Source organism: Xanthomonas sp. LMG 8993 (assembly GCF_009835065.2).
GTDB classification, from domain to species: domain Bacteria; phylum Pseudomonadota; class Gammaproteobacteria; order Xanthomonadales; family Xanthomonadaceae; genus Xanthomonas; species Xanthomonas arboricola.
Genome location: NZ_QVIF02000001.1, coordinates 484,674 through 508,423 on the forward strand (window position 1 = coordinate 484,674; position 23,750 = coordinate 508,423).

The window sequence follows — 23,750 nt, forward strand, 5'->3', positions numbered from 1 at the left end:
GGCTCACTAGAGTCGGGCGCTGATTCCCCCAATGGAGCGTTCCCCATGAGCAAGATCACCATCGCCGTGCTGGTCGGCAGCCTGCGTGCAGCGTCCTACAACCGCCAACTGGCGCGCGCGCTGGAGCATCTGGCCGGCGACAAGGCCGTGTTCGAGTATGTGGAGATCGGCGACATCCCGCTGTACAACCAGGACCATGATGGCGATTACCCGGCAGAAGGCACGCGGCTGAAGCAACAGATCCGGTCTGCTGACGCGGTGCTGTTCGTCACCCCGGAGTACAACCGCTCGATTCCCGGCGTGCTCAAGAACGCCCTCGATACCGGCTCGCGCCCCTACGGCGATAGCGCGTTTGCGGGCAAGCCGGCCGCCGTGGTCGGCATCTCGGTCGGGGCGATCGGCACCGCCACCGCGCAGCAGCACCTGCGCAATGTGCTGTCGTATCTGGACATGCGGGTGCTTGGCCAGCCGGAAGTCTTCCTGCAGTACAAGGAGGGCCTGTTTGGTGCCGACGACCAGGTTGCCAATGCCGACAGCCGCAAGTTCCTGCAGGGCTTCGTCGACGCCTTCCTGGGCCTGGTCGAACAGTCTAAGCACTGAGTTGACCACAGCGGCGTTGGGCCTGGAGACAGCTGTCAACCGGCACCGGTAATGCGGCGCAAACCCAGGCGCAGCAAGCGTCTCGGTGGTTGCGACAGCGGTCGCGTAGAACGGTGATGCACCGGCTGTCCACCAGTTATCCACAGAGTTGTGCATGGTCGTCGGCGCCGCCGATGACTATGCTTCCTGCCCTCGTCTCCCTCGCGTCAGGTCTGTTTGTCCATGTCCGCTCGTCCTGGTTTCCGTTCCAAGCGCAATCGCGATCGCGACGACGACGATTACGATCGTCCCGAGCCGCGGCTTGACCAGTTGCGGGTACCGCCGCATTCGGTCGAGGCCGAGCAGGCCGTGCTCGGCGGGTTGATGCTGGCGCCGGATGCGTTCGACCGGGTCAATGACCAGCTGACCGAAAACGACTTTTACCGCCGCGATCACCGGCTGATCTACCGTGCGATTCGCGAACTGAACGAGAAGGACCGCCCCTTCGATGCGGTAACCCTGGGCGAGTGGTTCGAATCGCAGGGCAAGCTGGAGCAGGTCGGCGATGGCGCCTACCTGATCGAGCTGGCCAGCACCACGCCTTCGGCAGCCAATATCGCCGCATACGCGGAGATCGTGCGTGACAAGGCGGTGTTGCGGCAGCTGATCGAAGTGGGCACCACCATCGTCAACGACGGCTTCCAGCCGGAGGGGCGCGACAGCGTGGAGTTGCTGTCGTCGGCGGAAAAAGCGGTGTTCAAGATCGCCGAGGCCGGCGCGCGCGGGCGCACCGACTTCGTGGCGATGCCGGGCGCGCTGAAGGACGCCTTCGAGGAATTGCGCAGCCGTTTCGAAAACGGCGGCAACATCACCGGCCTGCCGACCGGCTACAACGATTTCGATGCGATGACCTCCGGCCTGCAGCCGACCGACCTGATCATCCTGGCCGCGCGTCCGGCAATGGGCAAGACCACGTTCGCGCTGAATATCGCCGAATATGCCGCGATCAAATCCAAGAAGGGCGTGGCGGTATTCTCGATGGAAATGTCGGCATCGCAGCTGGCGATGCGCCTGATCTCGTCCAATGGCCGCATCAATGCGCAACGCCTGCGTACCGGCGCGCTGGAAGACGAGGACTGGGCGCGCGTGACCGGCGCGATCAAGATGCTGAAGGAAACCAAGATCTTCATCGACGACACGCCGGGCGTGTCGCCGGAAGTGCTGCGCTCCAAGTGCCGCCGACTCAAGCGCGAGCACGACCTGGGCCTGATCGTCATCGACTACCTGCAGCTGATGTCGGTGCCGGGCAACAGTGAAAACCGCGCGACCGAAATCTCGGAAATCTCGCGTTCGCTCAAGGGCCTGGCCAAGGAGCTCAACGTGCCGGTGATTGCGTTGTCGCAGCTCAACCGCTCGCTGGAAACACGGACCGACAAGCGCCCGGTGATGGCCGACTTGCGCGAATCCGGCGCAATCGAGCAGGACGCGGACATGATCGTGTTCATCTATCGCGACGACTATTACAACAAGGAAAATTCGCCGGACAAGGGCCTGGCCGAGATCATCATCGGCAAGCACCGCGGTGGACCGACCGGGTCGTGCAAGCTCAAGTTCTTCGGCGAATACACCCGATTCGACAATCTGGCCCACGATTCGGTGGGCAGTTTCGAATAAACCCCCTGCGTGATGCCGGGCGACAATCCGTCGCTGCGGCATCGCGCCATCCTTGCATCTGCTGGCTTATGCTGCGCGCCTCATCGCCGCTGCCGAGCTTGTATGTCCTACGCCATCGTCTGGTTCCGTCGCGATCTGCGCCTGCAGGACAACCCGGCCTTGCAGGCTGCGCTGGATGCAGGGCACCAGCCGATTCCGCTGTATATCGATGCGCCGCACGAAGAGGGCGAGTGGACGCCGGGCGCCGCCTCGCGGAGCTGGCGGCATCGCTCGCTTGCGGCGCTGGATGCGGCCCTGCGCGCGCTCGGCAGCGGTCTGGTGATGCGCGCCGGTGACAGTGCGCAGGTGCTGGATGAGGTGATCGCGCAGACCAAGGCGGTGGCGGTGTACTGGAACCGCAAGTACGAGCCGGCCACGCAGCCGCGCGATGCGCAGATCAAGCGCAGCCTGCGCGAGCGCGGGATCGAAGTGCAGAGCTGCAACTCCGCACTGATGGTCGAACCATGGCAGTTGACGACGCAGCAGGGCGGCCCCTACAAGGTGTTCACCCCGTTCTGGCGCAATGCGCTTACGCAGCTGCAATTGCCGGCTGCCGTGCCGGCACCGCGCAGCCTGCCGCCGTTGCCTGCGCACTTGAAGAGCGCTGCGCTGGACACGCTGGGGCTGCTGCCGGCGCTGGACTGGGACCGAGGCTTCTGGGAACACTGGCAGCCCGGCGAGGCCGGCGCGCACGAGATGCTGGAAATCTTCATCGACGGCGCGCTGTCCGGGTATCGCGAAAACCGCGACCGGCCCGACCGGGTCGGCACCTCGCAGTTGTCGCCGCATCTGCATTTCGGCGAGATTGCGCCTTGGCGGATCGCCAGCACGCTGGAAGCCAATCGCAACGCACGCAACGGTGCCGAGATCGACGGCTATATCCGCCAACTGGGCTGGCGCGATTTTGCGTATCACCTGCTGCACCATTTTCCCGACACCACAAACCAGAATCTCAACCCGCGTTTCGAAGGCTTTGACTGGGCCAAGCTGGACCCGGTCGCATTGCAGGCCTGGCAGCGGGGCCGCACCGGCATTCCGATCGTCGATGCCGGCATGCGCCAGCTCTGGCACACCGGCTGGATGCACAACCGCGTGCGCATGATCGTGGCGAGCCTGTTGTGCAAGCATCTGCGCGTGCACTGGATCGAAGGCGCGCGCTGGTTCTGGGACACCCTGGTGGATGCGGACCTGGCCAACAACACCCTGGGTTGGCAATGGGTGGCCGGTACCGGCGCCGATGCAGCGCCGTATTTCCGTGTGTTCAATCCGGTCACGCAGGCGGAGAAGTTCGATCCGCAGGCCGCCTACATCACGCGCTGGGTACCTGAGCTCGGCAAGCTTGCGGTGAAGGAGCGCTTCGCACCGTGGCTGCATCCGTTGTCGCTGGCGCGTCTGGCACCGAAGTATCCGCGCACGCCGATCATCGGCCTGGCCGAAGGCCGCGATGCGGCGCTGGCGGCGTATGCAAAAACGCGCGGCTAAGCGCGAGCGACATCCTGATTGCGTGGTCAGCTGATGCTCGCTTCTGCGTGTTCTCTTCTACAAGGCTGCAGCGTTGCATGCGTGCGCTGCGACGCTTGTTTCGCACATCACCGAATGCGTTATGTGTGGGCATGCCGCTGTCCGAGCAGAAAACGTTTTCCTGAATGCAACACTAGCCGCGCGCGATCGGCGGTCGGTTTCATCATGCGCCAGTCGCGTTGGCCTGTTTATCCTCGCCGACACGATTGAGTGCCGGATGGTCCGGCCACAGGAGAACACCATGTCCCCAGCAGCCACCAAGAGCCTTGCCGTTGCCCTGGCCAGCGCCATTGCGTTGTCCGCCTGCGCCACCGGCGGCTCGTATGTGCAGCGCGACCAGTACGGCGAGCAGACCCAACAGCAGAACCGCACCGGCCGCAATGCGCTGATCGGCACAGCGATCGGCGTGGCCGCTGGTCTGCTGACCGGCGACAGCGCCACCGAGCGTCGTCAGCATGCGATGGTCGGTGCCGGCATCGGCGCGCTCAGTGGCGCGGCGGTTGGCCAGTACCAGGATCGCCAGGAGCGCGCACTGCGCGAGCGCACCGCCAACACCGGGATCGAAGTGCAGCGCCAGGGCGACAACATCACCCTGAACCTGCCCGACGGCATCACCTTCGACTTCGGCAAGTCTGCATTGAAGCCGCAGTTCTACAGCGCGCTCAATGGCGTGGCGTCCACACTGCGCGAGTACAACCAGACCATGGTGGAAGTGGTCGGTCACACCGACAGCGTCGGCAGCGACGCGGTCAACCAGCGTCTGTCCGAAGAACGCGCCGGCGCGGTCGCGCAATATCTGACCGCACAAGGCGTGCAGCGTGAGCGCATGGAAACCATGGGCGCCGGCAAGCGTTACCCGATCGCCGATAACAGCACCGATGCCGGCCGCGCACAGAACCGCCGCGTCGAAATCCGCCTGATCCCGCTGCGCTCGGAGGGTGCCGGGAACAACACGGGCATGCGTTGAGTCTGCCTCACTGAATCGTGGCGAGTCGATTGACGAGCCGCGATGGGTAAGCAAGACAGGCCGCGAAAGCGGCCTGTTTTTTTGCGCTACGAATTTCTGATCAGGCGCGCATCGGGTGCAAAGCTGCCGATCTGCGGGTTTTCTGCAGGGCCCTTGCCCGCCCACCATCGCGGGACGCGCCGCAAGTACGTCCGTGTAGGCTCTTACGCGGCATCCATGCCGCGTAAGGTCCCGCGACGGTGGGCGGGCAAGGACCTGTCGGGATGGTCGGTGTGCGTGGTTGCAAGCAAGGCAAGCCGTAGGTTGCTCGGAGCACTAAGTGTTCGATCAACCTCTCGCCATTTTCCCATCGCAAACCGAGCAACAAACGTGCTTTCAACACGCAAGCTACAAACGTCGCATCTGCTATCGCAAGCCGAGTAACAATCCTTAAAAAAGCAGCCGACCAACTCTCTGGTGCGGTGTCCTTGCCGGTTGCGGGACCCTCGGCGGCATGGATGCCGCCGAGGAGCCTCCATGGACGGATTCACGGCGTGTCCCGCAAGCGGTGAGGGCACCGCGCACTCGACCGACTGATCTTTTGACTTGCAGCTAGACGTTATCGCTAGGCATTGACCAACGCAGCTTCGGATCTCCAGACCACGCTAAAGCGCGCGCGCGGTCGCTTCAGGATTGCATCGGTCGACAACGGTCATGGTGATTCGCCGCGACAAGCAGTACCGGCGCCGGATGGCCCCGACACCCCTGCAGGAATTCGGGATTCGGGATTCGGGATTTGTAGCAGCCGGGACGTTTTCGCTTGTACGGGCAACGTCTCCCCATCGCCCTTCGGGCACCTTGTCCCGAGGGAGGGTGCCCCATTAGGCGACTATTTGATTACGGACTACGCCGTGACGTTTTCCAGGATGCGCTTGCCTTCTGCACGCAGTTCCGCGTCTGCGCCGACCTCGATCTTTGCATCGTTGTCGGCCTTTTGCGCGGCCAGACGCGCGGGGCACTGCGCCATCATGTAGTCCGCGTCGAAGTTCATCCGCGTCACCAGGAAGTCCACGAAAGCGCGCACTTTCGGCGAGACCAGGCGGCCGCCGGCGAACACCGCGTTGAAGTCCACCTCCGGCCCGGTCCAACCCGCGAGCACCCGGCGCACCAGACCCGATTGCACGAAGGGCTTGGCCATCACATCGCCGGTCAACAGCAAGCCTTCGCCGCATAGCACCGCGCCATTGAGCGCAGCCGGATCGTTGGCCACCATCAACGGATTGACCGGGAAATCGCGCACATCGCTGCCGTCGCTGAGCGACCAGAAAAAGCGGTTGTTGTGCACGTTGCGGTTCTTGCGCAGCGCCAGCGTGCGATGGAACTGCAGCTCGTCCGGATGCAGCGGCTCGCCATAGCGCTCGATGTAGGACGGGCTGGCGAAGACCTGCGTGCGCAGGCTGCCGAGCTTGCGCGCCACCAGATTGGAATCGGGCAGCGCGCCGACGCGCAGTGCCAGATCGGCTTCGCCGCCGATCAGGTCCAGCTTCTCGTTGCCCAGATGCATGTCCAGCTGGATTTCCGGGTATTGCGCATGGAACTCGCCCAGCAACGGCGCGATCCAGGTGATGCCCAGCGAGTAGGGCACGGTGAAGCGCAGCCAGCCGCGCGGACCGGACTGCAATTGCCCGACGGCGCTCTCGGCTTCTTCCAGTTCGCGTGCGATGCGCTGGCAATGTTCGTGATAGACCGAGCCGGCTTCGGTCAGGCCGATGCGGCGCGTGGTCCGGTGCAGCAGGCGGGCACCCAGGCGGGTTTCCAGTTCCTGCACCTTGCGGCTGACGGTGGTCTTGGGCAGGCCGAGCGCGTTGGCGGCGGCGATGAAGCTGCCTTGTTCGACCACCTTGACGAAGATCAGGGTGTCGTTGAGATCGTGAGTCATGGGGACTGCCTTCCGGGGGTCAGGAGGGATTAGACCGCTTACGGGACGATTATTCCCCTAAATCCGGACTAATCAAGTGCTGGTTTGGGGCCTAACTTATGCGGCATCCCCTCCATGCAGGAGCACGGCCATGTGGTTGTGCAATGTTTTCGGCTTGTCGTCGACATCGCGTAGCGCCATCGAAGGTGCCTTCGATCCAGTGGTTTCCACGGCGAGAAGCCCGCGTACCGGCGTTTCGCGCGCTTTTTCGGCATCGCCCCGGCGTCAGGCCGGCGGCGCTCCGACACAGCGGACTGGACTGTCGGCGCGTCTGGCGCAGCGCGGAATTGTCCCGATGTCGGGAGTGAAAGTCCCATGACCGGGATGGTCCAATCCGAGACAGCCGTCATTGGCGGCGCGGGCAATGTCGGCGCCGGTATCGTCGCCGCCTTGCTCGATGCCCGGATGCCGGTGCTGGTGATTGGACGCGACGCCGCCAAGCTCGACGCGCTGCGCGCGCAGCATGGCAATACACCGCTGCTGGAAACCTTGCAGGGCTCGGTCGCCGACGACGCTTCGGCGCAGGCGCTGGCCGGCGAACTGGCCCAGCGCCCGCGTCCGCTGGCGGCGGTGATCGCCAGCGTGGGCAGCCCGCTCAAGGCCGGCCGCCTGCTGGACCGCCCGGTCACTGCGCTGCGTCGCCGCATCGAGCGCGATGTGCTGCCGCACCTGGCGGCCGCGCGGCATCTGCTGCCGCTGCTGGCCGAGGCCGAGGGCGGTGGCCGCTACCTGTTGCTGGGCAGCCCCTGCGCGCTGCGTGCCTGGGCCGCGCACGGCGATACCTCGATTGCTGCTGCCGCCACCCGCATGCTCGCCCAGGTCCTGCACGAGGAAGCCAAGCCGCTCGGCGTCCGCGTGCACCTGCTGTCGGTCGAGCAGCCGGTGTGTACGCCGGGCCGCGCCAAGGACGCGTGTCCGGAATGGATCCGCGCCGTGGATGTCGGCCGTGCCGCAGTTTCACTGATCGCCGGGCCTGGCCAGCCCGGGCAAGCCATCGTGACCGTCAGCCGTCGCCTGCACGCCGCTCCTTCGGCCGACCGGCTCGCCGGTCTGCATTTTCCCATCCCCACCCGAGAGATTTCCCCATGACCCCGAACGCCACCCCGTTCCGTTTTCCCTTGCGTACTGTATTGACGGGCGCCGTACTCGCGGTTGTGCTGGCCGGTTGCGGCAGCAAGGCTGCCGAGACCGGCGCGCCGCCGCCGCCCAGCGTCAGCGTCGCCCCGGTGTTGCTGAAGGAGATCAGCCAGTGGGACGAATTCAGCGGCCGCATCGAGCCGGTGGAAAGCGTCGAGCTGCGCCCGCGCGTGTCCGGCTATATCGACAAGGTCAACTACGTCGAAGGCGCCGAAGTGAAGAAGGGCGATGTGCTCTTCAGCATCGACGACCGCAGCTACCGTGCCGAATTCGCGCGTGCCAACGCGGCGCTGGTGCGTGCACGCACGCAGTCCACGCTGGCCCGCAGCGAAGCGGCACGCGCCCGCAAATTGTCCGACCAGCAGGCCATTTCGACCGAGACCTGGGAGCAGCGCCGCGCTGCCGCCGATCAGGCCGACGCCGATCTGCTGGCCGCACAGGCCGCGCTGGATACCGCCAAGCTCAACCTGGACTGGACCCGCGTGCGTGCGCCGATCGATGGCCGCGCCGGGCGTGCGATGGTCACCGCCGGCAATCTGGTCACCGCCAGCGACAGTGCCAGCGTGCTGACCACGCTGGTGTCGCTGGACAAGGTGTTCGTGTACTTCGATGCCGACGAAGGCACCTTCCTGCGTTATTCGCAGATGGCCCGCAACGGCGAGCGTCCGGATGCGCGCGGCGGCGAGTTGCCGGTGCGCATCGGCCTGGTCGGCGAGCAGGGCTTCCCGCATACCGGGCGCGTGGATTTCCTGGATAACCAGGTGACCCGCAGCACCGGCACCATCCGCGTGCGCGCGGTGCTGGACAACGCGCAGCGCCAGTTCACGCCAGGCCTGTATGCACACGTGCAGTTGCTGGGCAGCGGCCAGTTCAAGGCCATGCTGGTCGACGAAAAGGCCGTGCTGACCGATCAGGACCGCAAGTACGTGTACGTGGTCGACAAGGACGGCAAGGCGCAACGGCGCGACATCGAGCTGGGCCGCAATGCCGACGGCCTGCGCATCGTGCGCAAGGGACTGGCCGCCGGCGACCGCGTGGTGGTCGATGGCGTGCAGAAGATCTTCATGCCTGGCATGCCGGTCGATGCCAAGACCGTGGCCATGGCCGCCGCACCGGACAAGCGCACCGCGTCGAACTGATTCATCGCTGCATCGCACCCGTGACAACCGGCCTTGAAACAAGGCCGGTCCGGGCCCGCTGTGCCGCGCCGCCACCCGGCGGCAACCTCTTTCAGGACCACCCCAATGGACTTTTCCCGTTTTTTTATCGACCGGCCGATTTTTGCCGCGGTGCTGTCGATCATCATCTTTGCTGCCGGCCTGATCGCCATGCCGCTGCTGCCCATCAGCGAGTACCCGGAAGTGGTACCGCCGAGCGTGCAGGTGCGTGCGGTGTATCCGGGCGCCAACCCCAAGGTCATCGCCGAGACCGTCGCCACGCCGCTTGAGGAAGCCATCAACGGCGTGGAAGACATGATGTACATGAAGTCGGTCGCCGGCTCCGATGGCGTGCTGGTGGTCACCGTGACCTTCAAGCCGGGCACCGATCCGGACCAGGCGCAGGTGCAGGTGCAGAACCGCGTCAGTCAGGCGCAGGCGCGTCTGCCCGAGGACGTACGGCGCCAGGGCGTGACCACGCAGAAGCAATCGCCAACGCTGACCATGGTCGTGCATCTGACCTCGCCCAAGGGCAAGTACGACTCGCTGTACCTGAGCAACTACGCCACCTTGAAGGTCAAGGACGAACTGTCGCGCCTGCCGGGCGTGGGCCAGATCCAGATCTTCGGTGCCGGCGATTACGCCATGCGCATCTGGCTGGATCCGGACAAGGTCGCCGCGCGCGGGCTGACCGCCAGCGACGTTGTGGCGGCCATCCGCGAGCAGAACGTGCAGGTTTCCGCCGGCCAGCTCGGTGCCGAGCCGATGCCCAACAAGAGCGACTTCCTGCTGTCGATCAATGCGCAGGGCCGCCTGACCACCGAAGAAGAGTTCGGCAACATCGTGATCCGCAGCGGCAACAGCGGCGAGATCGTGCGCCTGTCGGATGTGGCGCGCCTGGAACTGGGTGCGGGCAACTACACCCTGCGCTCGCAGCTGGACAACAAGAACGCGGTGGGCATGGGCGTGTTCCAGTCGCCGGGTGCCAACGCGATCGAATTGTCCGATGCGGTGCGCGCCAAGATGGCCGAGCTGGAAAAGCAGTTCCCGCAGGACATGGCGTGGTCGGCTGCGTACGACCCGACCGTGTTCGTGCGCGACTCGATCAGCGCGGTGGTGCACACGCTGCTGGAAGCGGTGCTGCTGGTGGTGCTGGTGGTGATCCTGTTCCTGCAGACCTGGCGCGCCTCGATCATTCCGTTGCTGGCGGTGCCGGTGTCGGTGGTCGGTACGTTCGCCGCGCTCTACCTGCTGGGTTTTTCGATCAACACGCTGAGCCTGTTCGGCCTGGTGCTGGCGATCGGCATCGTGGTCGACGATGCGATCGTGGTGGTGGAAAACGTCGAGCGCAACATCGAAGAAGGACTGGCCCCGTTGGCTGCTGCGCATCAGGCGATGCGCGAGGTGTCCGGGCCGATCATCGCCATCGCGCTGGTACTGTGCGCGGTGTTCGTGCCGATGGCGTTCCTATCGGGCGTGACCGGCCAGTTCTACAAGCAGTTCGCGGTGACCATCGCCATTTCCACGGTGATTTCGGCGATCAATTCGCTGACCTTGTCGCCGGCACTGGCCGCCATGTTGCTCAAGCCGCATGACGCACCGAAGGATGGCCCGTCGCGGTTGATCGATCGCTTGTTCGGCTGGTTGTTCCGTCCGTTCAATCGCTTCTTCAACAGCAGTTCGCACAAGTACCAGGGCGCGGTCTCGCGCACCCTGGGCAAGCGTGGCGCGGTGTTCGCGGTGTATGTGCTGCTGCTGGTGGTCACCGGCTTCATGTTCAAGGTGGTGCCGGGCGGCTTCATTCCGACCCAGGACAAGCTGTACCTGATTGCCGGAACCAAGTTGCCGGAAGGCGCCTCGCTGGAACGCACCAACGAAGTGATCCGTCAGATCACCCAGATCGCGCTGCAGACCGAAGGCGTGGACCACGCGATTGCGTTCCCGGGCCTGAACCCGCTGCAGTTCACCAACACGCCCAATACCGGCACGGTGTTCCTGACGCTCAAGCCGTTCAGCCAGCGCAGCCGCACTGCGGCGCAGATCAACGCGGAGATCAACGCCCGCATCAGCCAGATCCAGCAGGGCTTTGCGTTTGCGTTCATGCCGCCGCCGATCCTGGGCCTGGGGCAGGGCTCGGGCTACTCGCTGTACATCCAGGACCGCGCCGGCCTGGGCTATGGCCAGTTGCAGAGTGCGGTCAATGCGATGTCCGGTGCGATCTCGCAGACGCCGGGCATGCAGTTCCCGATCGGCACGTATCAGGCCAATGTGCCGCAGCTCGACGCCAAGGTCGATCGCGACAAGGCCAAGGCGCAGGGCGTGCCGCTGACCAACCTGTTCGACACCTTGCAGACCTATCTGGGTTCGTCCTACATCAACGACTTCAATCGCTTCGGTCGCACCTATCAGGTGATCGCCCAGGCCGACGGACAGTTCCGCGACAGTGTCGAAGACATCGCCAACCTGCGCACCCGCAACGATCGTGGGCAGATGGTGCCGATCGGCAGCATGGTTACACTGGGCCAGACCTACGGCCCGGATCCGGTGATCCGCTACAACGGCTACCCGGCGGCCGACCTGATCGGTGAAGCGGACCCGCGCGTGCTCTCCTCCACCCAGGCGATGCAGACGCTGGCCGGCATGGCGCCCAAGGTGTTGCCCAACGGCATGAACATCGAGTGGACCGACCTGAGCTATCAGCAATCCACCCAGGGCAACTCGGCGTTGATCGTGTTCCCGATGGCGGTGTTGCTGGCGTTCCTGGTGCTGGCTGCGTTGTACGAGAGCTGGACGCTGCCGCTGGCGGTGATCCTGATCGTGCCGATGACCTTGCTGTCGGCCTTGTTCGGCGTGTGGCTCACCGGCGGCGACAACAACGTGTTCGTGCAGGTGGGGTTGGTGGTGCTGATGGGCCTGGCGTGCAAGAACGCGATCCTGATCGTGGAGTTCGCCCGCGAACTCGAAATGCACGGCAAGGGCATCGTCGAGGCCGCGCTCGAAGCCTGCCGCCTGCGTCTGCGTCCGATCGTGATGACCTCCATCGCCTTCATCGCCGGCACCGTGCCGCTGGTGTTCGGGCATGGCGCCGGCGCCGAAGTGCGCTCGGTCACCGGTATCACCGTGTTCGCCGGCATGCTCGGTGTGACCTTGTTCGGCCTGTTCCTGACCCCGGTGTTCTACGTGGCGCTGCGCAAGTGGGTCACCCGTCGCGAACCCGCTGCACCGGCCACCGTCGCGCACGATCACCTCAAGGCGTGAGTGCGTCGTCCCCAATTCCCATTCGCAGTACAAGGACATTGAAATGAGCAACCACAAGATCGCATTGGTCACCGGCGCCACCCGCGGCATCGGCCTGGAAACCGTTCGACAACTGGCCCAGGCCGGCGTGCATACGCTGCTGGCCGGGCGCAAGCGCGACGATGCCGTCGCCGCCGCACTCAAGCTGCAGGCCGAAGGCCTGCCGGTGGAGGCCATCCAGCTCGACGTCAACGACGACATCAGCATCGCTGCGGCAGTCGGCACGGTGGAGCAGCGCCATGGCCACCTGGACATCCTGATCAACAACGCCGGCATCATGATCGAGGACATGCAGCGCACGCCGTCGCAGCAGAGCCTGGAGGTGTGGAAGCGCACCTTCGACACCAACCTGTTCGCGGTCGTCAGCGTCACCAAGGCGTTCCTGCCGCTGCTGCGTCGCTCGCTGGCCGGGCGCATCGTCAATGTGTCCAGCATGCTCGGCTCGCTGACCCTGCATACCCAGCCCGGTTCGCCGATCTACGACTTCAAGATTCCCGCCTACGACGCCTCCAAGAGCGCGGTCAACAGCTGGACGGTGCACCTGGCCCATGAGCTGCGCGACACCGCCATCAAGGTCAACACCGTGCATCCGGGCTACGTCAAAACCGACATGAACGGTGGCGGCGGCGAGATCGAGGTGGAGCAGGGCGCGCACAGCAGCGTGCAAATGGCATTGCTCGACGCGCACGGCGCCACCGGCAGCTTTACGCATCTGGGAGAAGTGTTGCCATGGTAAGAACCTTTCTGAGCGTGGCACTGGCTGCGCTGGTGCTCAGCGGCTGCGCGGTGGGGCCGGATTACCGGCCCGACCCGCCGGCCGCGGTGACCTTGCAGGGCGCGCAGGATGCGGCCTTCAGCGGCGAATCACCGGTCGGTAATTGGTGGTCGCAGTTCGACGACCCGGTGCTGGAACAACTGGTGCGCGATGCCTTGTTCGCCAACCACGATCTGCGCATCGCCGTGTCGCGCGTCAAGCAGGCACGCGCGGTGTTCGTCGAGCGTCGCCTCGACCAGGCCCCGCACATCACCGCGCAGGGCAGCTTCGATCGACGCGAACAACAGCAGGTGGTTGCCGGCAACCAGCGCTTCCTCACCGAGCAGACCACCCTGGGTCTGGATGCGGCCTGGGAGCTGGACCTGTTCGGCCGCCAGCGGCGCGCCTCGGAAGCGGCACGTGCGGATCTGGAAGCCGAGCAGGCCAGCCTGCTCGACGTGCAGGTCACCGTCGCTGCCGAAGTGGCGCGCAACTACTTCGAGTTGCGCGGTACGCAAAAGCAGCTGGAGGTGTCCAAGCGCACGCTGACCAACCTGCACGACACCCAGCGGCTGACGCAGACGCGTTGGGACCTGGGCGCCGGCAGCGAACTGGATGTGCAGAGCAGCCTGGCGCGCCTGAAGGCGATCGAGGCGGACATTCCGTTGCTGGAAACCGCCGAGGCGCAGTACCGCCATCGCCTGGCGGTGCTGCTCGGCCAGGCGCCCAATGCCCTGGACGCCACCCTGGTGGCGCGCACCACGCCGGCGTTCGCACGTGCGTTGCCCTTGGGCGATACCGCCGGATTGCTGCGTCAGCGCCCGGACGTGCGCAGCGCCGAACGTCGCCTGGCAGCTGCCACCGCGCAGGTCGGCGTGGCCACCGCGGATCTGTTCCCGCGCATCAGCGTCAGCGGCTTTGTCGGCTTCCTGTCCGGCGACGCGGCCAGGCTGACCGAGGGCAGCGGCAAGGCCTGGTCGATCACCCCGTCGATCAGCTGGGCGGCATTCGACTTTGGCACCGTGCGTGCCCGCCTGCGTGCCAGCAAGGCGCAGGCCGACGGTGCCTTGGCGCAATACCAGCAGACCGTGTTGCTGGCGCTGGAAGACACCGAGAACGCCTTGATCGGCTACGGCCGCCAGCAGGCACGCCTGGCGATCGTGGTGGAGCAGGCCAATGCGGCGCGACGTGCCGAACAACTGGCGCAGATCCGCTACCGCGAGGGCTCGGAAGACTTCCTGACCCTGCTGGACGCGCAACGCACCCAGCTGGCCGCCGACGATGCGTTGGCGCAGGCCGAGGCCGCGGTGAATGTCGGCGTGGTCGGTGTGTACAAGGCGCTGGGCGGCTGGAAGCAGGGCGAAGCACCTGCGGCACCGGTGGCCGTGCTCAATCGGTGAGGCAGGCCTGCAGGGCGGCCGTCAGGTCGTCCTGCAGGCACCCGGCTGCGCCAACGCTTCGTCGGCCGATACGGCGGCTGGATTCCGGGCGACCGTCGGAACGCCTGCCGACCGGCCGATCACACGAGGGCTGCGCTCAGTCGGCAACCCGCACGCTGTCGCGGCCGCCGTTCTTGGCCAGATACAGCGCCGCATCGGCACGCGAAAACCAGTCCTGCCAATGCGTTTCGCCGTCATGGCGGGCCGCGCCCAGCGACACCGTGATCCGCCCACCCGGGCCACGCAGCCCGTTGCGGATCACCTTGCGCAGGCGCTCGGTGGCAGCTTCCAGTTCCTGCAGGGAGCCGGCACGCAACAGCACCACGAATTCTTCGCCGCCGAAGCGGAACACCTGGTGTGGCTCGCGCACTTCGAAGCGCAGGATCGTGGCCAGATCCGACAACGCGGCGTCGCCTGCGGCATGCCCGTAGAGATCATTGACCTCCTTGAAATGGTCCAGATCCAGAATGATCAGGCTGTTGAGCCGTTCATTCGGCTGGCGTCGGTCGATCTGATGGGTGAGCGCACGCTCGAGCATGCGCCGGTTGGGCAGGCCGGTCAGCGCATCCAGCGAGGCCAGCTCTTCCAGATGCACGCGGTCGTCCTGCATGCGCAGCGAGAACGCATACCCCACCGCCAGCGTCACCAGCGTCACCACGACCGTCGACACGCCCTGGCCGGGGCTGACGATCAGGCCCGGCAACAGCAGCAGCGCCGCCAGCAGCGGCAGGCTCAGCAGCACGGCGCGTTGCGGGCCGCACAGGAAGTAATTGGTGGCCAGCACTGGAAACAGCCAGGGCAGGGCGCCATCGCCGCCGGTCCAGCAGGCCACCAGACAGCCGCCCACATTGATCGAGGCCAGCCACACGCCGCCAGCGCCGGTGCGCTCTGCATCGCGCATCTTCCAGCCACGCCATATCGCAAGCACACCGAGCGATGCGGTGATCAGGCAGGCCAGCGCCTGACCGGTAATGGCCAGGTACACCGCATAGAGGCAAAGCAACAGCGCGGTGATCGGCCCCAGCATCTTGACGATGCCGAGACGGAAATCCCGCCGCAGGTGGAGGATCACAGGGAAGGTTCTATAGGAGTCGGCATCATTATCGGCGGAGCCTTGCGAAAGTTGAGCGTGCACGCGCCGCGGCAGCGGGTCGGAAAATGAAGCGTTGCCGGGTCGGGCTTCGCACATCCTTGACGGCCGTGCCGCAACCGTAGCGTCTTTGCCGTCGGAGTCTGCCATGCCCACACGCGAAGAACTCGACATGCGCCTGGACGCGCTGCAGGACGAACTGCCGCAGCTATCGGCCGATGAAGACGCGGATTTTGACTATCTCGATTTTCAGGCGCGTGCCCAGGCCGTGCTCAGCAGTGCCGCGGCCGAGGACGCGGCCTATGTGCGGACCCGCGTCGACAACATGCTGGCGGGTGCCGGCCTGATTCCAACCGATGCGGATGGGCGCAGTTGCGCTTGATGCCCGCTGTGCGCGGTCAGTGCAACGCCTGCATTGCGGGCGCGCGTGGCGCGTCGGTATGCCCGCAGACGCAGGTCCAATCTGATAACGGCATGTCTCAGCCTGCGGCTGCGGCGCCCGCACTCACTACCTGATTGCGTCCGGCCTGCTTGGCGCGGTACAGCGCCTCGTCCGCGCGACGCAGCAACTGCGCCATATTGCCCGCATGTTGGGGAAAGCTGGCCGCACCGAACGAGGCGCTGACCTTCGGCAACGACACGCCATCGGCCATCACCTGCAGCGTTTCGATGCCGGCACGCAGCTTCTCGGCCATCCTGCAGGCGGTCGCCAGATCCACTTCCGGCAGGATGATCGTCAACTCCTCGCCGCCATAGCGGCAGCAGATGTCTTCGCCGCGCGTCTGCGCCAGCAGGAATTCGCCGATCGCCGCCAGCACGCGGTCGCCGCCGCTGTGGCCGTGCAGATCGTTGAACTGCTTGAAGTGGTCCACGTCCAGCATCAGCACCGACAAGGGGAGGGCCCGCCGCGTGCAGCGCGCCAGTTCGTGATTGAGCGCTTCTTCGAGATAACGGCGGTTGTACAGACCGGTCAACGGATCGCGAATGGATTGCTGGCGCAGCGTCTCGCGCAGGCGCAGGTTGTGCAACGCCAGCGATAGTTGTTCGGCTGCGGCCTCGGCCACGGTCAACGAGGCCAGATCGCGCGGATCCTCGCTGCGTAGCGCCAGCATCCCCAGTTGCGTGCCCTGAGCCGATAGCGGGATGCAGGCGGTGCTCGCATGCGCCGGAAGATTGGCGCCGATGTGTTGGCAGAGCATGCCCTGGCTGGCGTCTTCCACCACATGCGTGCGGTCGCGGCGCAAGGCCCAGCACGTGTCCGGGGCGATGCTGGCGTTGTCGTCGTCGGCCATCGTGCCCCAGGCCACCACCTGTTCGGCACGATCGCGCGAGGCGCGCAGCAAATAGACCGCGCCGGCCGCGCCCGGGATCAGCGGGGCGATCGTGCGGGCGGTGATTTCCAGCGCTTCCTCGGCATTGCGGCAGTTCTGCAGCAGGCCCGAGTAACGTGCCAGCGCCTCCAGCCCGGCCGACGTGCGTTCGAGCGTAGCGAACGATTCGATCAGGCGTTCGCTGGTCGTGCTGGCCGCGTCTTCGGCGAGCACGCGTCGTTCCAGTTCGCGCGACAGCAACCGGTAGGCCAGCAACATCACCAGCAAGCCGCTGAAAATCCCGACCACCGTCACCCACAGCACCCACTGCGCGCTGCGCGCATTGGTGTCGGTACGCTTCACCAGTTGCTGGCGCTCCAGTTCCGTCATGGTCTGCACCTGGCGGCGCAGCGACGACGAGGTCTGGAACACGCCGCGTGCGATCGAGGCGCGCGCGCCATCCAGGCCCTGCTTGCGATAGCTGTGCAACAGGTCATTGATCTGGACCAGGCGCATGTCCACCAGGCGTCCGAGCGCCACGACGTTGCGCCGCTGCACCGGGTTGTCCTGCACCAGGGCATCCAGCCGCACGATGCGCTCGGGAAGCCGCCCGATCGCATCGGCGTACACCCCGAGAAACGCTTCATTGTCGGTCAGGACATAGCCACGCACCGACGACTCTGCCGACAGCATCCCGGCCTGGATCTCGTCGATGCTGGCGATCACTTCCTGCGTATGCGTCACCCAGCCGGCATCGGCCAGCGAGCGCTGCGTGGTGAAATAACCGCCCACGCCGATCAGGACGAAGATCACCCCGCCAAGCAACAAGGCGCCGGCGGCGTGACGTTTTGCGTTCCTGGTTAACACCGTGTTCCCCTGACATCGATTGTCTGGTTGAGGCTGATGCAAGTCGCGTGCCCATGCTCCACTTCGCTTGTCAGTCAGCTGCGGGACGGGCTTGAGGTCGCTCCGGCGCCGGCACGACGGTATCCTTCATGCTCGTCACCGAGCCGGGCAACAGAGTGGTCATTTTCCTTGGTAGCTATCGATTGACCTGTCGCGCTGCCCGGGGCGATGGCCCCAGCCGCGGCTGGGTCGCCGACTGGCAGATCGCCCAGATTGGGGCCGGCAGCGCCGGCGACCTGGCGGGCAGCGCCCTGTCTGCCACGTTTCCCGACCACCGCAGCGCCATGGCCGCCGCCCGGGTTGCCGGCATGGTGACGCTGGAAGCGATGCATGCCGAAGCGCAGCGGCAGCTCGAGTCCGCGTGAGCGGCATGCGTGCCCGGTCGCATCGACCATGCCGGCACCGCACCAGCTGGCATACGGTTTGCTTTCAGCCCTGAACAACGCTGGGGAGCGTCTTGGACGGAAGCGACATGCAAGAGCCCAACAAAAGTGCCCTGGCCCTGCTGCAGCAGGAAGCCACCGAACTGCTCGCGCTATTCGATCAACTGCGTGGCGATGCAGTGCCTGCGCATGACGCGGACAGCGTCGTCGCAGCCGCATCCGCCGAATGCACCGAACAGACCGCCCACGTCACTAATTGACTCAGCAGGTAAGCCCGCCGCCGTCTGCGATGCAGGGGCTGTCGGGCGAGACGCGATGCGGCATTCTGTCAGCGCCATGTCGCTGCCGATCATGCGTCACCACGGCAGGGTATCGCCCATGAAAAAGGCCGGAAGCCCTCTGCATCGAGGAGTCCCGGCCTTAGTCGGTCGTCTTAGGACCGTTGTTTGGTGGAGGTGGGCGGAATCGAACCGCCGTCCGGAAGCACTCCATCCCCAGCACTACATGCTTAGCCCTCCGTTGGATCTCATTCCCAGGCAGCACGGTTGGCAAAGCGCACCTGGAAACCAGCCTGCTTTATCTAACCGGTAGCTGACAGGCAGCCACTACCGATGGTTCCGTGATAATGACCCTACACCTACGAGCACGGGCACAAGTAGGTTCGGGGGTTCGCCTAAGGCGGCTGTAGAACTACAACTAAAGCCAATTAAGCGGCGATAGCGAAGTCCGAACCGTAGTTGTCATCGTTGGCAACTAAAAGTTTGCTGCTGGATTAACGAGGAAAGCTGCCCCCTCGGCATGCGCCAAGCGACTTCGCGACCCCCGTCGAAACCAGTGCACCCCCGGGGAAAGCATCAAAACGCTGACCTGGTCAGTGTAGGGATCGGAGCGCCCTGTCACAAGTGGTGAGACGTGCAGCGCTTACAGTGGCTTCAGTCCTATCGGACGGAAAAGTCTGGTAATCAAGGAGCCAAACGATGGCGACAGGCAAGTCCCCAGGTCCGCGGCAGGCACGCAGCACGCCCCGCAAACGCGCATCGGGCGTCGACGCCCCCAGGCCTCGACGCGCAGCCAAGGCTGCGCAGCAGCAAGCGCAGGACACCGTACTGACGCGCGTGCAGGGCAAGGCGCGCACCGTGATCTACATCCATGGCATCGGCAACAAGCCGCCGGCCGAGGTGCTGCGCTGTCAGTGGGACAAGGCCTTGTTCGGGCGGCCGATGGGCGAGCGCACGCGCCTGGCGTACTGGGTCAATCGCGAGCGCTATCCGGTTGCCGAACCCGGTAACTGCGATGCGCGCGATGTCGGCCCGGCGCTCAATCAGAGCGTGCAGCGCGCCCTGAGCACGCTTGGGCTGGTGCCAGGCGAGCAGGATCTGCATTTGCTTGCCGATGCGTTGGCGCAGAGCGAGCAAGAGCGTGTCGATCTGCACCGCTTGCTGGACGAACTGGATGCCGCGCCCGCGATGCCGGCGGCGGGCCAGGTGCAGGCCAAAGGTCCGATCGATGCGATCAACCGCGTACTGCTGCGGCTGATCTCCGCCGCGCTGCTGCAGGACGTGCACGATTTGTTCTTCGTGCCCGAGCGTGCGGCGTTGATGCGCGAGAGCCTGACGCAGCGGTTGCGCTCGGGTGGCGGGCCGTTTGTGGTGGTGGCGCACAGCCAGGGCTCGATGATCGCCTTTGACGTGCTGCGTCAGCTCCAGGCGGCCGAGTGCGAGGTCAGCCTGTTCCTGACCCTGGGCTCGCCTTTGGGCCTGCCGCAGGTGCGCAGCATGTTCAAGCGCTGGACCGGCACACGCAAGCTGCCGTTTCCCGCGTGCGTACGGCGCTGGATCAACGTGGCCGACACGCGCGACCCGATCGCGCTGGATCCGGATCTCGGCGACGACATCGCCAACGCCAAGGGGCGTTTCGAAAACCTCGCGGGCGCGCGCCTGAATCCGGACTGGCAGCACAACGCGCATTCGGGCTCGGGCTATCTGTCGATTCCGCAGGTGCGCGCGGCGGTGCGCGAAGCGGTGGGCGTCGGCTTCGACCAACCGGTCTCCAATGCGGTGCTGATCAAGGATCTCAGCGAGCAGCTGGAAGCGCATGGCGCCGAGTACCGGCATGAGGTGCTGATCGAGCTGGATCGCCGGTTGCTGGGCGACGACCCGGCCGCCACGCGTGCGCTGCTGTTGGCGCAGTTGCGCCAGACCGCTGCGGCGACCACCGGCTTGAGCGGCGATGCGCTGGACGAGGCGATCGAGCTGGAAGATGGCTTGCAGCGGTTTGTGTCGGCGCGGCTGACGCGGTTCGAGATCGAATCGCTGCAGGACCGCTACCGCGCGCTGGGATTCCGGCGCGTGTGGCGCGATGCCGGCAAGCGCGCGTTGATCAACGTGTCCGGCAACGTCCTGCATGCCGATGCGGCGCGCACCGCGTATCGCGCGCGCGGGCAACAGATCGGCTGGGCGGTGCTGGACACCGGTATCGCAGCCAGTCACCCGCATTTCTTCGTAAAGGGGGAGCGCGACACGGTGGTGGCGCAATGGGATTGCACGCGGCGGGGGGCAGCCAGGCGATTGACGCGCGCCGACGGCGATGCCTTCGCTCGGCTGGATCGGCACGGGCACGGCACGCATATCGCCGGGATCATCGCCGGCCATAGCCGCGCGGTGATTCCCGACGCGCAGGGCAACCCGGGCAAACCGCTGGAGTTTGCCGGCATGGCGCCGGACACCCAGCTGTACGGGTTCAAGGTGCTGGACGATGCCGGCAACGGCCGTGATTCCTGGATGATCAAGGCGGTGCAGCAGGTCGCAGCGATCAACGAGCGCGCCGGCGAGCTGGTCATCCATGGCGTCAATCTGAGCCTGGGCGGCTACTTCGATCCGGAGAGCTACGGCTGCGGTTTTACGCCGCTGTGCAACGAGTTGCGGCGGCTATGGCGGCAAGGCGTGCTGGTGGTGGTGGCCGCCGGCAACGAAGGCCTGGCCTGGTTGATGCGCAACGACGGCGATGCATATCCGGCCAACATGGATCTGTCGATCAGCGACCCGGGCAATCTGGAAGACGCCATCGTGGTCGGCTCGGTGCACAAGAGCAGCCCGCACAATTACGGCGTGTCGTATTTTTCGTCGCGCGGGCCGACCGCCGATGGACGCGGCAAGCCGGATGTCGTGGCGCCGGGCGAAAAGATCCTGTCGGCCTATTACGATTTCGACCCGAAAGATCCGGCCAGCCTGATGGTGGAGATGAGTGGCACCAGCATGGCCGCACCGCACGTCTCCGGCGTGCTGGCCGGCTTCCTCTCCGCCCGCCGCGAGTTCATCGGCTTCCCGGATCGGGTCAAGCAGCTGATGCTGGACACCAGCACCGACCTGCAACGCGATCGCTATGTGCAGGGCAGGGGAGTGCCGAATTTGATGCGGATGCTTGGAGCGACGTGATTCGGGATTAGGAATTGGGGATTCGCAAGAGCATGGGTTCTACGCGCCGCGTTGCTCGCCGGGGCCGAGAGCCATGCAAACGCCGGCTGCGAATGGATTTGCCGTTACCAATCCCCAATGCCGAATCCCCAATCCCGGCTACTCACGCATCCCGGTTATGCCGCCGCATCACGCGCTGCTTGTCGCGTTGCCAGTCACGGTCCTTGGCGGCGTCGCGCTTGTCGTGGTTCTGCTTGCCCTTGGCCAGCGCGATTTCCAGCTTGACCTTGTTGTTGCTCCAGTACAGCGCTGTCGGCACCAGGGTGTAGCCGTCGCGTTCGACGCTGCTCAGCACCTTGTCGATTTCCCGGCGGTGCAGCAGCAGCTTGCGATCGCGGCGTTCCACCGGCACGGTGTGGCTGGAGGCCTGGATCAGCGGGGTGATCTGGGCGCCGATCAGGAAGATCTCGCCGGAGCGCACATAGGCGTAGCCGTCGATGATGTTGGCGCGGCCGGCGCGGATCGCCTTGACCTCCCAGCCCTGCAGGGCCAGGCCGGCTTCGTAGCGCTCTTCCAGGTGGTATTCATGGCGCGCACGCTTGTTCAGCGCGATGGTTTTCGTGGCCGTCGCGCCGTTTGCTTTATCCTTGGCTGGTTTCTTGCTCATGCCGCCATTGTCGCCGATTCGGCGTCATCAAACGATCTTCTGTCTTTCACAAGTTAGCGAATGCCTACCATCCGTCGCAGCGCCCTGGTCGAACACAGCGCCACCCGCATGTTCGATCTGGTCAATGATGTTGCCGCCTATCCGCGCCGTTTCGGCTGGTGTGATGCTGCGCAGGTGCTTGAACAGGACCAGGCGCATATCGTGGCGCGGCTGGATCTGGGGTTGGGGTCGTTCCGCACCTGGTTCACCACCGAAAACGTGCTCGAACGTCCGCAGCGCATCGTCATGCATCTGCGCGACGGGCCGTTCAAGCGCCTGGAAGGCCTGTGGGAGTTTCAGTCGCTGGGCGAGAACGCCTGCAAGGTCAGCCTGACCCTGGAAGTGGAAACCAGCTCGCGGCTGTTGGGTCCGGCGCTAGCGCTGGGCTTTCAAGGCCTGGCCGACCGCATGGTCAACGATTTCGTGCGGGTCGCCGATCGCGGCGACGTCTGAGCATGCGGATCGACGTCGTGCTGGCCTGGCCGGACCGCTGCAGTTCGGTATCGCTGGAGCTGGCCGAGGGCGCTACCGTGGCCGAGGCGATTGCCGCCTCCGGTCTGGCACCGGATCGACCGCCTGCCGCGCAGGCGATCCATGGGCTGATTGCACGCGCGGATCAGGTGCTGCGCGACGGCGACCGGGTGGAATTGCTCAGGCCGCTGCTGCTGGATCCGAAGGAGGCACGGCGTCGCCGTGCCGGACCGAGCAAAAAGGCCGGTCCCAACGGATAGCTGTTGGCCGGCACTGCGATGCATGTGCGCCGTGCGCAACAGCGAGCTCTTCTGTTGAATGATCTGGGCTAGCGAGCGCAGCCTGTGGCTTGGGCAGGCGCCTGTCGCCGCAAGACGGCTGACGGAAAACCGCGGATGTCGATATCCAGATCAGCGCTGCAGTTCCTGACCGAACACGTCTCTGCGACCAGGCAAATAAAAAACGCATCCGTTCAAACGGATGCGTTTTCTGGTGCGGCGACACTCAGGCGATCGCGCAGTGCGCGACCGAGCGCATCAACGGCCGCGCTGCTTTTTCTTGTCGCGGGCCAGATTGCGACCGAACTGCTTGGGTGCCGACTTGGCCAGCTGCTCGTCCTGCGAGGGGAAATAATCGCCTTCCCAGCGAACGACCTGCTCGTTTTCGAAGAACACGGTGAAGTTCTTGATCTCGGTGCGCGCCAGACGGTCCACACGCTGGGTGGAGGTGTAGTCCCAGCGCTGCGAATGGAATGGATCGGGGATCGAGGGGGTACCCAGCAACGCGCTGACCTGCTGCTTGCTCTGGCCTACCTGCAGTTGCTCCACGGCATTCTGTTTGATCAGATTGCCCTGGTAGATCGGCTGCTTGTAGATGATGCCGCAGCCAGCGGTGGAGAGAGCAACGGCGGCGACCAGCAGGAGATTACGCATCGGGGATTAAGTGCTGAG

21 protein-coding genes and 1 other RNA gene are annotated in these 23,750 nt (G+C 65.3%); 16 read left to right on the plus strand and 6 right to left on the minus strand.

From position 1 onward, the window contains the following. Positions 1 to 45 precede the first annotated feature (45 nt). The 4 genes from DYQ94_RS02025 (at position 46) to DYQ94_RS02040 (ending at position 4,780) form a co-directional block, all read left to right on the plus strand. On the plus strand, positions 46 to 600 hold the full coding sequence (locus DYQ94_RS02025; RefSeq protein ID WP_047124238.1) for an NADPH-dependent FMN reductase: 555 nt from the start codon (positions 46 to 48) through the stop codon (positions 598 to 600). Positions 601 to 822: 222 nt separating this feature from the next. Then, entirely contained in the window at positions 823 to 2,253 is a 1,431-nt protein-coding gene (locus DYQ94_RS02030) for a replicative DNA helicase (protein WP_047130779.1), read from the plus strand. Positions 2,254 to 2,355: 102 nt separating this feature from the next. Beyond that, positions 2,356 to 3,774, plus strand: a complete 1,419-nt coding sequence (locus DYQ94_RS02035; protein ID WP_126965555.1) for a cryptochrome/photolyase family protein — start codon at positions 2,356 to 2,358, stop codon at positions 3,772 to 3,774. A 280-nt stretch (positions 3,775 to 4,054) separates the two neighbouring features. Beyond that, positions 4,055 to 4,780 (plus strand): YiaD family glycine zipper/OmpA-like lipoprotein, encoded by a 726-nt coding sequence (locus DYQ94_RS02040; protein WP_016902719.1) that lies wholly within the window; start codon positions 4,055 to 4,057, stop codon positions 4,778 to 4,780. 883 nt (positions 4,781 to 5,663) lie between these two features. On the opposite strand, the gene DYQ94_RS02045 is transcribed toward DYQ94_RS02040, so the two are convergent. Continuing rightward, a complete protein-coding gene (locus DYQ94_RS02045; RefSeq protein ID WP_054592674.1) occupies positions 5,664 to 6,698 on the minus strand; it encodes an XC_2801 family transcriptional regulator in 1,035 nt (344 codons plus the stop codon). Positions 6,699 to 6,828: 130 nt separating this feature from the next. Between DYQ94_RS02045 and DYQ94_RS02050 the strand changes: the two genes are divergently transcribed. The 6 genes from DYQ94_RS02050 (at position 6,829) to DYQ94_RS02075 (ending at position 14,482) form a co-directional block, all read left to right on the plus strand. Continuing rightward, complete coding sequence (locus DYQ94_RS02050; RefSeq protein WP_081008617.1) at positions 6,829 to 7,056, plus strand: hypothetical protein; 228 nt, start codon at positions 6,829 to 6,831, stop codon at positions 7,054 to 7,056. Further along, on the plus strand, positions 7,053 to 7,826 hold the full coding sequence (locus tag DYQ94_RS02055; protein WP_046342206.1) for an SDR family NAD(P)-dependent oxidoreductase: 774 nt from the start codon (positions 7,053 to 7,055) through the stop codon (positions 7,824 to 7,826). The genes DYQ94_RS02050 and DYQ94_RS02055 overlap by 4 nt, the downstream gene beginning before the upstream one ends. Continuing rightward, positions 7,823 to 9,013, plus strand: coding sequence for an efflux RND transporter periplasmic adaptor subunit (locus DYQ94_RS02060; protein WP_039514498.1), 1,191 nt, complete (start codon positions 7,823 to 7,825; stop codon positions 9,011 to 9,013). The genes DYQ94_RS02055 and DYQ94_RS02060 overlap by 4 nt, the downstream gene beginning before the upstream one ends. Before the next feature lie 105 nt (positions 9,014 to 9,118). Further along, positions 9,119 to 12,289, plus strand: a complete 3,171-nt coding sequence (locus DYQ94_RS02065; RefSeq protein WP_024938935.1) for an efflux RND transporter permease subunit — start codon at positions 9,119 to 9,121, stop codon at positions 12,287 to 12,289. Positions 12,290 to 12,332: 43 nt separating this feature from the next. Further along, positions 12,333 to 13,064 (plus strand): SDR family oxidoreductase, encoded by a 732-nt coding sequence (locus DYQ94_RS02070; RefSeq protein ID WP_016904913.1) that lies wholly within the window; start codon positions 12,333 to 12,335, stop codon positions 13,062 to 13,064. Continuing rightward, on the plus strand, positions 13,058 to 14,482 hold the full coding sequence (locus tag DYQ94_RS02075; RefSeq protein ID WP_126965556.1) for an efflux transporter outer membrane subunit: 1,425 nt from the start codon (positions 13,058 to 13,060) through the stop codon (positions 14,480 to 14,482). Before DYQ94_RS02070 ends, DYQ94_RS02075 begins: the two co-directional genes overlap by 7 nt. A gap of 136 nt (positions 14,483 to 14,618) precedes the next feature. On the opposite strand, the gene DYQ94_RS02080 is transcribed toward DYQ94_RS02075, so the two are convergent. Continuing rightward, on the minus strand, positions 14,619 to 15,593 hold the full coding sequence (locus DYQ94_RS02080; protein WP_065032447.1) for a GGDEF domain-containing protein: 975 nt from the start codon (positions 15,591 to 15,593) through the stop codon (positions 14,619 to 14,621). A gap of 94 nt (positions 15,594 to 15,687) precedes the next feature. Here DYQ94_RS02080 and DYQ94_RS02085 point away from each other — a divergent pair, with 94 nt between their 5' ends. Beyond that, the gene (locus tag DYQ94_RS02085; RefSeq protein ID WP_046342210.1) at positions 15,688 to 15,993 is read left to right on the plus strand and encodes a hypothetical protein; all 306 of its coding nucleotides are present in this window, start codon (positions 15,688 to 15,690) and stop codon (positions 15,991 to 15,993) included. A gap of 97 nt (positions 15,994 to 16,090) precedes the next feature. Here the strand turns inward: DYQ94_RS02085 and DYQ94_RS02090 are convergent, their stop codons facing one another. Further along, positions 16,091 to 17,788, minus strand: a complete 1,698-nt coding sequence (locus tag DYQ94_RS02090) for a sensor domain-containing diguanylate cyclase (RefSeq protein WP_126965557.1) — start codon at positions 17,786 to 17,788, stop codon at positions 16,091 to 16,093. Between the two features lie 155 nt (positions 17,789 to 17,943). On the opposite strand from DYQ94_RS02090, the gene DYQ94_RS02095 reads away from it, so the two are divergent. Both DYQ94_RS02095 and DYQ94_RS02100 read left to right on the plus strand, forming a co-directional pair. Continuing rightward, complete coding sequence (locus DYQ94_RS02095; RefSeq protein ID WP_065032450.1) at positions 17,944 to 18,192, plus strand: hypothetical protein; 249 nt, start codon at positions 17,944 to 17,946, stop codon at positions 18,190 to 18,192. A 107-nt stretch (positions 18,193 to 18,299) separates the two neighbouring features. Beyond that, positions 18,300 to 18,470, plus strand: coding sequence for a hypothetical protein (locus DYQ94_RS02100; protein WP_164498205.1), 171 nt, complete (start codon positions 18,300 to 18,302; stop codon positions 18,468 to 18,470). A gap of 187 nt (positions 18,471 to 18,657) precedes the next feature. On the opposite strand, the gene ssrA is transcribed toward DYQ94_RS02100, so the two are convergent. Further along, positions 18,658 to 19,054: a transfer-messenger RNA gene (ssrA, locus tag DYQ94_RS02105) on the minus strand. Positions 19,055 to 19,187: 133 nt separating this feature from the next. On the opposite strand from ssrA, the gene DYQ94_RS02110 reads away from it, so the two are divergent. Beyond that, positions 19,188 to 21,644: a S8 family peptidase gene (locus DYQ94_RS02110; protein WP_126965558.1), complete on the plus strand. Its 2,457-nt coding sequence runs from the start codon at positions 19,188 to 19,190 to the stop codon at positions 21,642 to 21,644. A gap of 142 nt (positions 21,645 to 21,786) precedes the next feature. Here the strand turns inward: DYQ94_RS02110 and smpB are convergent, their stop codons facing one another. Further along, a complete protein-coding gene (gene smpB / locus DYQ94_RS02115) occupies positions 21,787 to 22,290 on the minus strand; it encodes an SsrA-binding protein SmpB (protein WP_006449452.1) in 504 nt (167 codons plus the stop codon). A gap of 60 nt (positions 22,291 to 22,350) precedes the next feature. Between smpB and DYQ94_RS02120 the strand changes: the two genes are divergently transcribed. Together DYQ94_RS02120 and DYQ94_RS02125 are read left to right on the plus strand one after the other, a co-directional pair. Beyond that, complete coding sequence (locus DYQ94_RS02120) at positions 22,351 to 22,782, plus strand: type II toxin-antitoxin system RatA family toxin (RefSeq protein ID WP_016901567.1); 432 nt, start codon at positions 22,351 to 22,353, stop codon at positions 22,780 to 22,782. A 2-nt stretch (positions 22,783 to 22,784) separates the two neighbouring features. Then, complete coding sequence (locus tag DYQ94_RS02125; RefSeq protein WP_126965559.1) at positions 22,785 to 23,060, plus strand: RnfH family protein; 276 nt, start codon at positions 22,785 to 22,787, stop codon at positions 23,058 to 23,060. A gap of 276 nt (positions 23,061 to 23,336) precedes the next feature. Here DYQ94_RS02125 and DYQ94_RS02130 read toward each other — a convergent pair whose 3' ends face one another. Next, positions 23,337 to 23,732, minus strand: coding sequence for an outer membrane protein assembly factor BamE (locus tag DYQ94_RS02130; protein ID WP_039528130.1), 396 nt, complete (start codon positions 23,730 to 23,732; stop codon positions 23,337 to 23,339). Positions 23,733 to 23,750 lie beyond the last annotated feature (18 nt).